This is a genomic window from Brevundimonas sp. (assembly GCF_041648615.1).
Lineage (GTDB): Bacteria > Pseudomonadota > Alphaproteobacteria > Caulobacterales > Caulobacteraceae > Brevundimonas.
This window is the reverse complement of the sequence record NZ_JBAZOS010000053.1, coordinates 1-12,514: the sequence shown is the minus strand read 5'-3', so window position 1 is coordinate 12,514 and position 12,514 is coordinate 1. Positions and strand designations below refer to the sequence as shown.

General features: G+C 68.4%; 13 protein-coding genes, 1 pseudogene and 2 riboswitches. Of the genes and pseudogenes, 6 read left to right on the top strand and 8 right to left on the bottom strand.

All coding sequences use genetic code 11. The annotated features are described in order from the left end of the window. Window positions 1-508: 508 nt before the first annotated feature. From WC555_RS14440 to WC555_RS14420, 5 genes are all read left to right on the top strand, one after another. On the top strand, window positions 509-871 hold the full coding sequence (locus WC555_RS14440) for an AtpZ/AtpI family protein (RefSeq protein WP_373254672.1): 363 nt from the start codon (window positions 509-511) through the stop codon (window positions 869-871). A gap of 7 nt (window positions 872-878) precedes the next feature. Then, window positions 879-1,670 carry a F0F1 ATP synthase subunit A gene (locus WC555_RS14435; protein WP_055829909.1) on the top strand — a complete coding sequence of 264 codons (792 nt, stop codon included), beginning with the start codon at window positions 879-881 and terminating at the stop codon, window positions 1,668-1,670. Window positions 1,671-1,718: 48 nt separating this feature from the next. After that, complete coding sequence (locus tag WC555_RS14430) at window positions 1,719-1,985, top strand: F0F1 ATP synthase subunit C (RefSeq protein ID WP_055829911.1); 267 nt, start codon at window positions 1,719-1,721, stop codon at window positions 1,983-1,985. Between the two features lie 95 nt (window positions 1,986-2,080). Next, window positions 2,081-2,668, top strand: coding sequence for a hypothetical protein (locus tag WC555_RS14425; protein ID WP_373254669.1), 588 nt, complete (start codon window positions 2,081-2,083; stop codon window positions 2,666-2,668). Beyond that, window positions 2,668-3,180, top strand: coding sequence for a F0F1 ATP synthase subunit B (locus WC555_RS14420; protein ID WP_373254667.1), 513 nt, complete (start codon window positions 2,668-2,670; stop codon window positions 3,178-3,180). The genes WC555_RS14425 and WC555_RS14420 overlap by 1 nt, the downstream gene beginning before the upstream one ends. Before the next feature lie 58 nt (window positions 3,181-3,238). Here the strand turns inward: WC555_RS14420 and WC555_RS14415 are convergent, their stop codons facing one another. The 8 genes from WC555_RS14415 to WC555_RS14380 form a co-directional block, all read right to left on the bottom strand. Continuing rightward, complete coding sequence (locus tag WC555_RS14415) at window positions 3,239-3,727, bottom strand: DUF6789 family protein (protein ID WP_373254665.1); 489 nt, start codon at window positions 3,725-3,727, stop codon at window positions 3,239-3,241. Between the two features lie 114 nt (window positions 3,728-3,841). Then, on the bottom strand, window positions 3,842-5,413 hold the full coding sequence (gene gcvPB / locus WC555_RS14410) for an aminomethyl-transferring glycine dehydrogenase subunit GcvPB (protein WP_373254663.1): 1,572 nt from the start codon (window positions 5,411-5,413) through the stop codon (window positions 3,842-3,844). Between the two features lie 12 nt (window positions 5,414-5,425). Continuing rightward, entirely contained in the window at window positions 5,426-6,769 is a 1,344-nt protein-coding gene (gcvPA, locus tag WC555_RS14405; protein WP_373254662.1) for an aminomethyl-transferring glycine dehydrogenase subunit GcvPA, read from the bottom strand. Between the two features lie 28 nt (window positions 6,770-6,797). Next, a complete protein-coding gene (gene gcvH / locus WC555_RS14400; RefSeq protein ID WP_373254659.1) occupies window positions 6,798-7,160 on the bottom strand; it encodes a glycine cleavage system protein GcvH in 363 nt (120 codons plus the stop codon). A gap of 19 nt (window positions 7,161-7,179) precedes the next feature. Next, on the bottom strand, window positions 7,180-8,298 hold the full coding sequence (gcvT, locus tag WC555_RS14395; RefSeq protein ID WP_373254656.1) for a glycine cleavage system aminomethyltransferase GcvT: 1,119 nt from the start codon (window positions 8,296-8,298) through the stop codon (window positions 7,180-7,182). Between the two features lie 55 nt (window positions 8,299-8,353). Further along, window positions 8,354-8,439: riboswitch (glycine riboswitch) on the bottom strand. A 4-nt stretch (window positions 8,440-8,443) separates the two neighbouring features. Continuing rightward, window positions 8,444-8,541, bottom strand: a riboswitch (glycine riboswitch). 29 nt (window positions 8,542-8,570) lie between these two features. Next, window positions 8,571-9,584, bottom strand: coding sequence for an adenosine deaminase (locus WC555_RS14390; protein WP_373254654.1), 1,014 nt, complete (start codon window positions 9,582-9,584; stop codon window positions 8,571-8,573). 31 nt (window positions 9,585-9,615) lie between these two features. Continuing rightward, complete coding sequence (gene argS, locus WC555_RS14385) at window positions 9,616-11,418, bottom strand: arginine--tRNA ligase (protein WP_373254651.1); 1,803 nt, start codon at window positions 11,416-11,418, stop codon at window positions 9,616-9,618. Next, window positions 11,419-12,117, bottom strand: a complete 699-nt coding sequence (locus WC555_RS14380; RefSeq protein WP_373254649.1) for a Tat pathway signal sequence domain protein — start codon at window positions 12,115-12,117, stop codon at window positions 11,419-11,421. 158 nt (window positions 12,118-12,275) lie between these two features. Here WC555_RS14380 and ispH point away from each other — a divergent pair. After that, window positions 12,276-12,514, top strand: a pseudogene (gene ispH, locus WC555_RS14375) (4-hydroxy-3-methylbut-2-enyl diphosphate reductase); the annotation flags it as partial.

The following is a 12,514-nucleotide window of genomic DNA, read 5'->3' as shown; positions in this document are numbered from 1 at the left end:
GGAGCGCAGGCGGCGACGCCGAAAACACATCACGGTCCCCGTAACGCGAAAGCAGGGGGCCACATTCCGGTTCCGGGCCAAGCCGCCCGCGCTCCGCGACCTCCCCACCTTTCCGGCGGCGACGCCGGCGAGACGATGACGCACGCCTGCATTCTCCCTCCCCCTTGGGGGAGGGTGGTCGCGCAGCGACCGGGTGGGGGCGGCTTCGCGAGCCAGACACCGGCGCCCGCCCCGCCGAGCCCCTCCCACCCTGTCGTCGCCGGCGCGCCGACATCCCTCCCCCGGAGGGGGAGGGAGAAACGACCGACTCGCGCCGGGATTCCCGCCCCCGCCAGCGACCCTTCGCCACGCCCCCGCTACAGGGAAACAAATATGCGGAAAATCAACGCCGTACAGCACGCCCGCGCCGCCTTGACCTGCGGGGGTCTCGCCTATAGGTTCCGCGCCGAATTCAGACCCCCTTCGAGGCCCGCCTTCCGGCGTCAGCATCGAGGCGCTGAGGCCAATCATGTCCCTGCCAACGGAATCGCGCGAAGAGGCGATCAAACGCCTTACTGCCAGCGCATCCGATCTGGAGGCGCGCACTGCCCGGCAGATCTCTCACGAGGCCGCGGGTCAGGCGGCGGCGGGGCAGGCCTGGAAGATTCTCGCCGATCTGTTCGGCGGGGTCTTCGTCGGTCTGGCGATCGGCTTCGGGATCGACCGGTTCGCCGGTACGACGCCCTGGGGAATCATCGGCGGCGTCCTTCTGGGCTTCGCCGTATCGGTGTGGATGGCGTGGCGCACGGCGCAACGTCTGATGGCCGAAGCGAAACAGTATGGGGAGCCTGAGTCGGTTCCCTTCGACGACGACGAAGACCAGGGAGTCTGATCGCCCGATGGCCGATCCGCTACACCAGTTCCAGGTTACCCCTCTGCCGGGTCTCGACTTCGGCGAAGTGACTCTGCCGCTCGTCGGCACGGTCCATCTGGCCTTCACCAATTCGCACCTGGCGATGACCATCGCCTTCCTCGTGGTGGTGATCTTCTTCCAGCTGGTCACCTCGGGCGCCAAGGTCGTTCCGGGCCGGGGTCAGGCCGTGGGCGAGACCCTGTTCGGCATGATCGACGGCATCGCCGAGTCGATCATCGGCCACGACGGCAAGAAGTATTTCCCGTTCGTCTTCACGGTCTTCACCTTCATCCTGGCGATGAACCTGCTGGGCCTGTTCCTCAGCTTCACGGCCACCTCGCAGCTGGCGGTCACCGCCACCTTCGGCGTCATCACCTTCCTGCTGGTGGTGATCATCGGCATCAGGAAGAACGGCCTGAAATTCCTCGCCCTGTTCTGGCCCACCGGCGCGCCGCTGGTCATGCGTCCGATCGTCGGCCTGATCGAGTTCTTCTCCTTCCTGCTGCGGCCCCTGACCCTCACCCTTCGTCTGTTCGGCAACATGATGGGCGGCCACGTGGCCCTGAAGGTCTTCGCCGGCTTCGTCGTGTCGCTGGGCGCCATGGCCGCCGCGGGCGGCTGGGGCTACCTCGGCCTGCCGGGCGCCGCCCTCTCTCTCAGCCTTGTCACCGCCCTGACCGCGCTGGAGTTCCTGGTCGCCTTCCTCCAGGCCTTCGTCTTCGCCGTCCTGACCTGCGTCTACCTGAACGACGTGGTCAACCTGGGCGACCATCACTAACCCACCCGTTTTTTCTCCAACCAACCAACTCTCACAGGACTGAACACCATGGTTGATCCGCAAATCGCCGCCGCCAACGCCGCCGCCATCGTCTCGGCCGGCAACGCCATCGGCGCCGGCCTGGCCATGACCGGCATGATCGGCGCCGGCATCGGCGTCGGCAACATCTTCGGCAACTTCCTGTCGGGCGCCCTGCGCAACCCGTCGGCCGCCGGCTCGCAAATCGGCAACCTGTTCGTCGGCGCGGCCCTGGCCGAAGCCCTGGGCATCCTGTCGTTCGTCATCGGCATCCTGCTCTGGACGTCGGCGAGCTGATTTCGTCCTTCTGATCGAGGGGGCGGCCCGGTTCCGGCCGGGTCGCCACTTCGTTCGCTGACCGACGTATCGACCGCTCCAACTTCAGGCGACAGATGACCGTATCCGCTCAACCCGCAGTGACTCACGACGCGCCCCCCTCGGTCGCCGTCGCGGACACGCACGCCTCGACCGAAGCCGCGCACGGCGAAGGCGGGGGCGGCCTGCCGCAGTTCGAGTTCCAGCACTGGTTCGGTCAGATCGTCTATCTGATCATCCTGTTCGCCCTGCTCTACTGGCTGATGGCCAGGGTCTTCGTGCCGCGTCTGCGCGGCGTCATCGACCAGCGCGCCGCCACCATCTCCGACGCCGTCTCGGCGGCCCGTCAGGTCCAGGCCGAGGCCGCCGGACAGGCTGAAGCCGCCAAGGCCGAGGTCGAGGCCGCCCGCGCCTCGTCCCGCTCGACGGCCGCCGCCGCCAAGGCGCGCGTCACTGAACAGGCCAACGCCCGCGCCGCCGAGGAAGAAGCCGTCGTCAACGCCCGCATCGCCGAGGCCGAGACCGCCATCGGCAAGACCCGCGACGCCGCCATGACCAACGTCGCCTCGATCGCCGAGGCTGCGGCCGGGGCCATCGTCGAACGCCTGACCGGCAAGGCGCCCAGCGCCGCTGAAGCCGCTGCCGCTGTGAAGGGCGTCGCCTGATGGAATTCTTCAACCCGCATCTCTACGACCTGGCGAACCCGGAGCTCTGGGTCGCCGCCGGCCTGTTCCTGTTCCTCGGCCTGTGCGTCTTCGTCGGCGTGCCGAAACTGGTCGCCGGCCAGCTCGACGCCAAGGCCGCCAAGATCCAGTCCGAGCTCGACGAGGCCGCCCGCCTGCGCGCCGAGGCCGAGGCCCTGCTGGCCCGGATCCGCATCGAAAAGGCCGAGGCCGAGGCCCAGGCCGCTGACATGCTGAAGGCGGCCGAAGCCGACGCCCGCGTCATGGAGGCCGACGCCAGGGTCAAGCTCGAGGAAACCCTCAAGCGCCGTCAGGAACTGGCCGAACGCCGCATCGCCCAGGCCGAGGTCCAGGCGTCCGCCGAGGTGAAGGCCGCCGCCGCCGACCTGGCCGCCCGCGCCGCCGAACAGATCCTGGCCGCCCGTCTGGCCGGCCAGACGTCCGACCCCCTGCTCGACGCCGCCATCGCCCAGATCGGCTCGCGCCTCAACTAGGCGTCATCGGCGCCAGGAAGAAAAACGCCCCGCCGGGAACCGGCGGGGCGTTGTCGTTTCAGTGCGCCGGCGCGGCGCCCTCCATCGACCGGACCCGCTTGTCCCGCTGGACCAGCCGTCCATAGACGTTGCCCAGCACGATCCCGTAGACGGCGTGCGTGGCGATCATCCAGGCGAAGGTCCCGAACCCGGCCTGCATGAAGAACATCCCCACGGGCCGCCCTCCAAGCGCGCCGACCATGGGCGCCACCGTCAGGCCCACCAGGATGAAGGCCCCGATGGCGAAGACGATGCCCTTTGACTCCGGCGTGTCGGTCGGCAGCCGGGGACACAGGATCCCGAAGGCGGGACCGAGCACGACCGTCCCCACCAGGAAGTGGGCGACCCAGCCCACCGCCATGGTGTCCGGCATCTGAAGCATGACGGAAAGCAGCCTCGGGAAGCTGGCGGCCCAAGGCCCCAGCATCAAATTCGCGATCTCAAGCACTGACACCGCGATCGTGGCCACGAAGCCGGCCACCAGACCCTTTTGTACGCGTGACATCATGACCGTTAGCGCCTCCCAAACGCTTGTTGTGGCTCAGACTACGCAAGGGAGAGCATACGCCTGCTGCGGCAGGCGGCGTTCACTTTGCCGTGCTTCGCATCTGCGAAGCCGGACCTATTCGGCGGCGATGTTCGACCCTTCGGGGGCGGTCCAGCGCAGCACCGGGGACCGGGCGGCGCGGGTCTCGTCCAGCCGCCTCATCGGCGCATGGAAGGGCGCGCCCTTGAAGCGGTCGACCTCGCCGGCCTTCGCCGCCGTCGCCAGGGCCCGCATCGCCTCGATGAAGCGATCCAGCTCCTGCTTCGACTCGGTCTCGGTCGGCTCGATCAGCATGGCCCCGTGGACGACCAGCGGGAAATACATGGTCATCGGGTGGAAGCCCTCGTCGATCATCGCCTTGGCGAAGTCGAGCGTGGTCACCTCCGTGCCCTTCAGCCATTCGTCGTCGAACAGGGCCTCGTGCATGCACGGCCCGTCGGGGAAGGCCGGGCTCATCAGGTCCGAAAGGCGGGCCTTGATATAGTTGGCGTTCAGCACCGCATCCTCGGCCACCTGACGCAGGCCGTCCGAGCCGTGGCTCATCATGTAGCTGAGGGCGCGGGTGTACATCCCCATCTGGCCCTGGAAGGCGCACAGCCGACCGAAGGCCTGGGCGGCCTCGTCTTCCTCGCGCTCGATCAGGCGGTAGCCGTCGGCATCGTGCACGACCCACGGGGCCGGGGCGAAGGGCGCCAGGGCTTCGGACAGCACCACCGGACCCGCGCCCGGACCGCCGCCCCCATGCGGCGTCGAGAAGGTCTTGTGCAGGTTGATGTGCATGGCGTCGACGCCCAGATCGCCCGGACGCACCCGGCCGACGATGGCGTTGAAATTGGCCCCGTCGCAGTAGAAATAGGCGCCGGCTTCGTGGGTCAGACGGCTGATCTCGAGGATGTCGCGCTCGAACAGGCCGCAGGTGTTCGGATTGGTCACCATGATGGCGGCGACGTCGTCGCCCAGCTTGGACGCCAGATCGGCCACGTCGACGCGGCCGTCTTCCGTCTGGGCCACTTCCACGACGGTGTAGCCGACGAAGGCCGCGGTGGCCGGATTGGTCCCGTGGGCCGAGGTCGGCACCAGCACCTTGCGGCGCTTCTCATGCTCGCCCGAGGCCTCGTGGGCCGCGCGGATGGCCATCAGGCCGCACAGTTCGCCATGGGCGCCGGCCTTGGGCGACAGGGCGACGGCGGGCATGCCGGTCAGGGTCTTCAGCCAGTGCGCCAGCGTATCCATCAGCTCCAGCGCGCCCTGCACGGTGGAGACCGGCTGCAGCGGGTGGATGTCCGAGAAGCCGGGCAGGCGGGCCATCTTCTCATTGAGGCGCGGATTGTGCTTCATCGTGCACGACCCGAGCGGATAGATGGCCAGATCGATGGCGTGGTTCTTCTGCGACAGCCGCACATAGTGGCGCATCGTCTCGGGCTCGCTCAGCCCGGGCAGGCCGATCGGATCGCGACGCACGAGATCGCCGAGATCGGCTCCGTCCGTCTTCGGCTCCGGCAGGTCGACGCCGGTCTTGCCCCAGCCGTCGCTCTCGAAGATCAGGTGTTCGTCCTGCAGCAGGCCGCGGCCGCCTGTCAGGGTGGCGGGCTTCGTCTCGACCCGGTTCGGGGTGGTCGGGCGGCCGACGGTGTTCATGCTGCTCATGATCCGGGCTCCTTACGCGCAGACCTTGGCGAGCGCGCTCGCCAGGATTTTGATGTCGCCGTCCATGGTCATCTCGGTCGCCGCCACCAGCAGGACGTCGTCCATGCCGGCGTCCGGGGCCAGACGGCTGTAGGGCACGCCGGCCAGAATGCGGTGCTGGGCCAGTTGCTCGACCACCTCGGCGGCGGGCTTCGGCAGGCGGACCGCGAACTCGTTGAAGAAGCGCGGGGTCAGGACCTCGACGCCCGGAATGGCCGCCAGCGCATCCCGTGTCGCCAGCGCCTTCTCGTGGTTCAGCAGGGCCATCTTGCGCAGCCCCGTCTCGCCCAACAGGCTCATGTGGATCGTGAAGGCCAGGGTGCACAGGCCCGAGTTGGTGCAGATGTTCGAGGTCGCCTTGTCGCGGCGGATGTGCTGCTCGCGGGTCGACAGGGTCAGGACGAAGCCCCGCTTGCCGTCGGCGTCGACCGTCTCGCCGGTCAGGCGGCCGGGCATCTGGCGGACCAGCTTTTCGCGGCATGCGAACAGTCCGACGTACGGCCCGCCGAAGTTCAGGGCGTTGCCGATGGACTGGCCCTCGGCGGCGACGATGTCGGCCCCCATCTCGCCCGGCGATTTCAGCAGGCCCATGGACACGGCCTCCGTGACCACGACGATCAGCAGGGCCCCGGCGGCGTGGGCGGCCTCGGCGATTTTCGTCACGTCCGTGGCCGTGCCGAACACGTTCGGGGTCTGGACGACGACGCAGGCGGTGTCCGGTCCGATCTGCGCAATGACGTCCGCCTCGGCGTCGACCGCGGCGGCCAGCACCTCGGTCTCGACCCCGACGGCGTGAACCACCGTCTCGGTGGCGCGGACATAGTGCGGATGCACCCCGCCCGAGATCACGGCCTTGTTGCGGCGGGTCACGCGGGTCGCCATCAGCACGCCCTCGGCCATCGCCGTTGACCCATCGTAGAGGCTGGCGTTGGCCACCGGCATGCCGGTCAGGTTCGCGACCTGGGTCTGGAATTCGTACAGATACTGCAGCGTGCCCTGGGCGATCTCGGGCTGGTAGGGCGTGTAGCTGGTCAGGAACTCGGACCGCTGGATGACATGGTCCACCGTCGCGGGAACGTGGTGCTTGTAGGCCCCGGCGCCGCAGAAGAAGGGGACCGTCCCCGCCGAGGCGTTCTTCGCCGCCATGGCGCCGAGCGCCCGCTCGACCTCCAGTTCCCCCGCCACGCGCGGCAGGTCGACGAAGCCGTCGCGCCGCGCCGCCTCCGGCACGTCCACGAACAGATCATCGATGGATCTGGCCCCGATGGCCGCCAGCATGGCGGAGCGGTCGTCGGGCGTCAGCGGGAGGTAGCGCATGGCGGGGAAGTTCCGTGCGTGAAAGGGCTTAGAGCGTGGCCAGGAAGGCGTCGTAGGCGGCGCGGTCCATCAGGCCCTCGGTCGAGGCGTCGGACACGCGGATCTTCGCGAACCAGCCTTCGCCTTCAGGGTCGGCGTTGACCGTCTCGGGGGCCGAGGCCAGGGCGGCGTTGCCTTCGATCACCTCGCCCGACACGGGGGCGTAGACGTCGGACGCAGCCTTGACGCTCTCGACGACGGCGAACCCGTCACCCTTCGAGACAACTTTCCCGGCTTCCGGGGTCTCGACGAAGACAACGTCGCCCAGGGCGTCAGCCGCGTGCTTCGAAATGCCGACGGTGGCCACGTCGCCGTCGAGGCGAACCCACTCGTGATCCTTGGTGAAATGCATCGGTCTGTCTCCGAAAGGCTCAGACGGCCTTGGGTTTGCGATAATAGCGTTGGGCGACGAAGGGCATGGCGACGACCTCGGCGGCGGCGGGCTTGCCGCGTACGATGACCTTCAGGTCCGTACCCAGTTCGGCGAAGGCCGGCGGGACATAGCCCATGGCGATGTTGCGGCCCAGCGTCGGCGATGGACCGCCCGAGGTCACATTGCCAATGACGGCGCCGTCCATATCGGCGATCTCGGCGCCTTCACGGGCCGGGGCGCCTTCCTTGACGCTGAGGCCGATGCGGACGCGCGACGGGCCGTCGGAGAGTTCCTTCAGGATGCGGGCGGCGCCGTTGAAGTCGGCGCGTTCCTTGCGCGACTTCGACAGGGCGAACGTCAGCGCGCCCTCGACCGGGCTCGTCGTGGCGTCGATGTCGTGGCCGTGCAGCGGCAGGCCGGCCTCGAGGCGCAGGCTGTCGCGGGCGCCGAGGCCGATCGGCTTGACCCGGGCGTCCTGCAGCAGGGCGTTCCAGATGCGCTCCGCGTCGGCGTTGGGAACCGAGATCTCGTAGCCGTCCTCGCCGGTGTACCCCGAGCGGGAGACGAAGCAGTCCACCCCGAACAGCATCAGCCGGGCGCAGTCCATGAAGCCGAATTCCGCCATGACGGGCTCGTGGGCGGCCATGACCTCGGCCGCCTCAGGGCCCTGGATGGCGATCAGCGAGCGGTCGTCGAGCACCGTCAGCGTCGCGTCGCCCTGAAGGTTGGCTTTCAGGAAGGCGAAGTCGGCATCCTTGTTGCCGGCGTTGACCACGACATAGAGGCCGTCATGGTCCGGCTTGCCGGCCATCAGGTCGTCCATGATCCCGCCCTCGGCGTTCAGCAGCAGGCTGTATTTCTGCTTGCCCGCTTTCAGGATCGCATAGTCGCCGGGGACGAAGCGCTCGAACTGCGCCACCGCGTCCTCGCCGGTGATCTTGCACTGGCCCATGTGCGACACATCGAACAGCCCGGCGTGTTCACGGGTCCAGCGGTGTTCGGCCAGCACGCCCTCATACTGAACCGGCATGTCATAGCCGCCGAAGCCCACCATGCGGGCGCCGGCCGCGCGGTGTGCGGCGTTGAGGGGGGTGGTCTTCAAGGGTTCGTCGGTCATGTCAGGCCTTCAGAGTCGCGTAACGGGGCGGAAAGCTCCGCCGTCCTCGCGCCCCCGCTGTCCTGAAGCCTGAGAGATTCCGGCGCCTCAAAGAAAGGCGTCTTGCTCCGTCGGCGCATCCCGGGGGATGACTTTCCAGCGTCCGAATGTCCTCGCGGTCCGTTTGCCTGAGCGTTTCCGGGGCGGTTGCGCCTTCGGCTCCGGAGCCTCCGAAAAGGCCCCGATCTCTCCCGCGAGAGCGACCGGACCTAGGCCCCGACTCCGGTGTGAAGTCAAGCGGAACGGGCGGCGTAGGCGTCCAGTTCTGCGATCCGTTCGGCCTTGCCGGCGTCGTCGAGGAAGGATCCCTCGAAGCTGTTGCGCGCGATCTGCGTCACTTGCTCGCGCGTCAAACCGACCGCCGCGGCCAGGGCGCGGTAGTTTTCGTTCACATAGCCGCCGAAATAGGCGGGATCGTCCGAGTTCAGGGTGACGTGGAGACCCCGCCGCAGCATTTCGGGCACGGGGTGGTCCTTGAGATCCTTCACCACACAGAGCTTGAGGTTCGACAGCGGGCAGACCGTCAGCGTCATGCCTTCCGAGGCCAGTCGGCGCACAAGGGCCTCGTCCTCCATCGACCGGTTGCCGTGGTCCATGCGGTCGATGTGCAGCAGGTCCAGCGCCTCATAGACATAGGCGGGCGGACCCTCCTCGCCGGCGTGGGCGCAGAGCTTGAGGCCGAGTTCGCGGGCGGCGGCGAAGACGCGCTGGAATTTCGACGGCGGGTGTCCGACCTCCGACGAATCCAGCCCCACCCCGACAAAGTGATGCAGGTACGGCTTCGCCGCCTCGAGGGTCGCGAAGGCTTCCTCTTCCGACAGGTGGCGCAGGAAACTGAGGATCAGACCCGAAGTCACGCCCAGCTCGACCCGGGCCCGGTCCATGCCCGCGATCAGCCCTTCGACCACGACGCCGAAGGGCACGCCCCGGTCGGTGTGGGTCTGGGGGTCGAAGAAGATTTCCGCGTGACGCACGTTGTCGGCCGCCGCCCGCTGGAAATAGGCGAAGGCCAGATCCTCGAAGTCGCGCCGCGTCAGCAGCACATTCGCCCCGGCGTAATAGATGTCGAGGAAGTCCTGCAGGTTGGAAAAATCGTACGCCGCCCGCACCGCCTCGACGCTGTCGAAGGGAATGACCACGCCGTTCCGCCGGGCCAGTTCGAACATCAGTTCGGGCTCCAGCGAGCCCTCGATGTGGAGATGAAGCTCGGCCTTGGGCAGGCCGGCGATATAGGCGTCGAGGGACATGGGCGCTCCGGAAACGATCCGGCAGTCTAGCCTACATCCGCTCCGGCGTGTCGATTCCCAGCAGGCGGAGCGCGGTTTCCAGCTGATCCAGCGCCGCCTTCGACAGCGCCAGTCGCGAACCCCTGGTCGCCTCATCCGGCGCGATCAGCACCGGGCAGGCGGCGTAGAATTTGGAGAACGACTGCGCCAGCCGATAGGCGTGTTCGGCGATGACGTGCGGCATCCGCTTGTCATAGGCCTCGGCCACCGCCTGGGAGAAGGCGTCCAGCGTCAGGGCCAGGTCCCGCTCGGCCGGTTCGGCGATGACGATGGATCCGGGCGCGGCGCCCTGATCCGCGCCCTTGCGCAGCAGGGATTTGATGCGCACCGCCTGATACAGAAGATAGGGGCCGGTCTTGCCCTCGAAGCTCATGAACCGGTCGAGATCGAAGATGTAGCTGGTGGTCCGGCTGTTCGACAGGTCGGCGAATTTCAGGGCCGCGACGGCGACCTTGTGGGCGATAGCCTCGAACTCCGCTTCGGGCAGGTCGTCGCCCAGCTTCGCCTCGTGCAAGCGCTCACGCGCCTTTTCCACCGCCATGGTGATCAGGTCGTGCAGCTTCAGCACCCCGCCGGCGCGGGTCTTGAAGGGCTTGCCGTCCGGGCCGTTCATGGTGCCGAAGCCGAGGTGATCCAGCGACCCCTCGGCCGCGTAGCCCGCCAGATACGCCGCGCGGAACACCTGTTCGAAATGCTCGGCCTGACGTTCGTCGACGACATAGAGGATCAGGTCGGGGTCGATCGCCTTGCGACGGTCGAGGATCGTGGCCAGGTCGGTCGTGCCGTACATGGCCGACCCTTCCGACGAGATGACCAGCAGGGGCGGGGGGCTCGGGGCCTCGATCACGCTGCCGTCGGCCAGCTTGCGTTTGCGCGTCTCGCCGGGTTTGGCGACGTGGACCACGCGGGCGCCGTCATCCTCGACCAGCAGGCCGGTCGCTTCCAGGTGGGCGATCATCTCGGCCATCACCGGGTCGGCGTCGCTCTCGCCGTTCCACAGGTCGAAGGTCACGTCCAGGGCGCCGAACTCCCGTTCCAGCGCCGTGCGGCTGACGGCGACGAAATGCGCCCACAGCGCGCGGTAGCCCGGACGTCCGCCCTGCAGTTCTGCGGTCGCCTTGCGGGCGCGGTCGCGGAAGCCGGCGTCTTCCTTGGCCCGGGCGGCGGCGGCCGGGTACAGTCTTTCGAGATCCTCCAGCGTCACCGGGCTCCCGGCCGGGAAGGGGCCGACACCCTCGACCAGGAAGCCGTCGGCCCTGCCCTCGTCGCCGACGGCGACGATCAGCAGGCCCATCTGGAATCCCCAGTCGCCGAAATGGGCGTCGCCCCAGACGGTGTCGCCGCGGAAGCGGAAGATGCGTTTCAGGCTCTCGCCGATGATCGAGCTGCGCAGGTGGCCGACGTGCATCGGCTTGGCCACGTTCGGTCCGCCGAAGTCGATGACGACCTTGCGCGGCGTCTCGACCGTCGAGGCCCCGGAATGCCCGGCGTCGGCGGCGACCTCGGCCGCTCGGACCGAAAGGGCGGCGTCGGCCAGCTTCAGATTGATGAATCCCGGTCCCGCCACCTCGACCGAGGCCAGGCGCGGATCGCCCGTCAGCCGGTCGGCGACCCGGGTCGCCAGTTCGCGCGGATTGGCTTTCAGCGCCTTGGCGGCGGCCAGGGCGCCGTTGGACTGGAAGTCGGCAAGGTCGGGCCGGTCGGAGGTCGTGACGCGCGCCAGCGACGGGTCCACGCCTTCGGCGGCGAAGGCGGCCCCGACCGCTTCGCCCAGGACAGTTCTGAGGTCGGTCATTTACTGGGCCGGGGGAGGGGTGGCCGCCGGCGTGCCCGCATTGACGCGGAACCGGCTGCCTGAGCGGTTGAACTCGGCCATCTGGGGGGTGACGTCGAAGCCGACCAGGATCTCGAAATGGTCGCCGCTGGTCGTGGCGGCGGCGCGCGGGATGACGATGGTCTGGTCCTGGGTCACCGTGGTGGTCTGGGCGCCGTCGAAATTCACCGGCAGGTCGAAATATTCCTTGGCCAGGATCGCCCGGTTCCGCTCGGTCACGGCGATCCAGTAGCGATAGGTGCGGGCGTCGCCCTGGGCCTGGGGCCCCCGACCGAGGTTGAACAGGATACGCGTCTCGACCGTGATGGGTTGATCGTCCTGGTATCCGCAGTCCGACACCAGGCCTTCGATCTCTCCGGTGAAGCCGACGTTGGCGGCCGCGACCCGGTCGCCGGTCAGTTCCACATAGCGGGCGGCGTCGTAGAGGACCTTCACATAGGGGCAGGGACCGGCGGCCGTCCTGCGGCTCAAGGGCGCGATGCGCGGCGGGCGCGGCTTGTTGTCCTGCTCGCCGGCCTCCGGCCGCTCCTGACCCGGACGGCCGGTCTGGCTCTGCTGGCCGCTCGAATACTGGGCGTTGGCCGCCGTCGGAATCGTCGCCACGGAGAGCGCGGCGGCGACGAGGGCCGGGGCCAGGGAAACCTTGAGGACGCGACGCATGAAAGTCTTCCGGAAACGAGGAGGTGCGGCGACAGCCCGACGCAGGCGGCACGCTCGCCGCTGATAGCGGCTAAACGGAGGCGCGGCAAACCCGCGCCGCGGAAACCGCGGGCCTGATGCAGGTGGCGGGACGGGCCCCGAACGACTAGGTTCCGGTCATGACCGTTCACGCGCCCATCCGCCCGGCCGACAAGCGCGGCCTGACAGTTCGCCTGGCCACGCCGCGCGGCTTCTGCGCCGGTGTCGACCGGGCCATCCAGATCGTCGAGCGGGCGCTCGAGAAATACGGCGCCCCCGTCTATGTGCGGCACGAGATCGTCCACAACCGGCATGTGGTCGAACGGCTCAAGGCCATGGGCGCCGTCTTCGTCAAGGAACTGGACGACTGCCCCGATGA

Coding starts and splice junctions, on each gene's coding strand:
- WC555_RS14440 (WP_373254672.1), top strand. CDS start 509: ATGTCCCTGCCAACGGAATCGCGCGAAGAGGCGATCAAACGCCTTACT.
- WC555_RS14430 (WP_055829911.1), top strand. CDS start 1,719: ATGGTTGATCCGCAAATCGCCGCCGCCAACGCCGCCGCCATCGTCTCG.
- WC555_RS14380 (WP_373254649.1), bottom strand. CDS start 12,117: ATGCGTCGCGTCCTCAAGGTTTCCCTGGCCCCGGCCCTCGTCGCCGCC.
- gcvPB (WP_373254663.1), bottom strand. CDS start 5,413: ATGAGCAGCATGAACACCGTCGGCCGCCCGACCACCCCGAACCGGGTC.
- gcvT (WP_373254656.1), bottom strand. CDS start 8,298: ATGACCGACGAACCCTTGAAGACCACCCCCCTCAACGCCGCACACCGC.
- WC555_RS14435 (WP_055829909.1), top strand. CDS start 879: ATGGCCGATCCGCTACACCAGTTCCAGGTTACCCCTCTGCCGGGTCTC.
- WC555_RS14425 (WP_373254669.1), top strand. CDS start 2,081: ATGACCGTATCCGCTCAACCCGCAGTGACTCACGACGCGCCCCCCTCG.
- WC555_RS14390 (WP_373254654.1), bottom strand. CDS start 9,584: ATGTCCCTCGACGCCTATATCGCCGGCCTGCCCAAGGCCGAGCTTCAT.
- gcvPA (WP_373254662.1), bottom strand. CDS start 6,769: ATGCGCTACCTCCCGCTGACGCCCGACGACCGCTCCGCCATGCTGGCG.
- argS (WP_373254651.1), bottom strand. CDS start 11,418: ATGACCGACCTCAGAACTGTCCTGGGCGAAGCGGTCGGGGCCGCCTTC.
- WC555_RS14420 (WP_373254667.1), top strand. CDS start 2,668: ATGGAATTCTTCAACCCGCATCTCTACGACCTGGCGAACCCGGAGCTC.
- gcvH (WP_373254659.1), bottom strand. CDS start 7,160: ATGCATTTCACCAAGGATCACGAGTGGGTTCGCCTCGACGGCGACGTG.
- WC555_RS14415 (WP_373254665.1), bottom strand. CDS start 3,727: ATGATGTCACGCGTACAAAAGGGTCTGGTGGCCGGCTTCGTGGCCACG.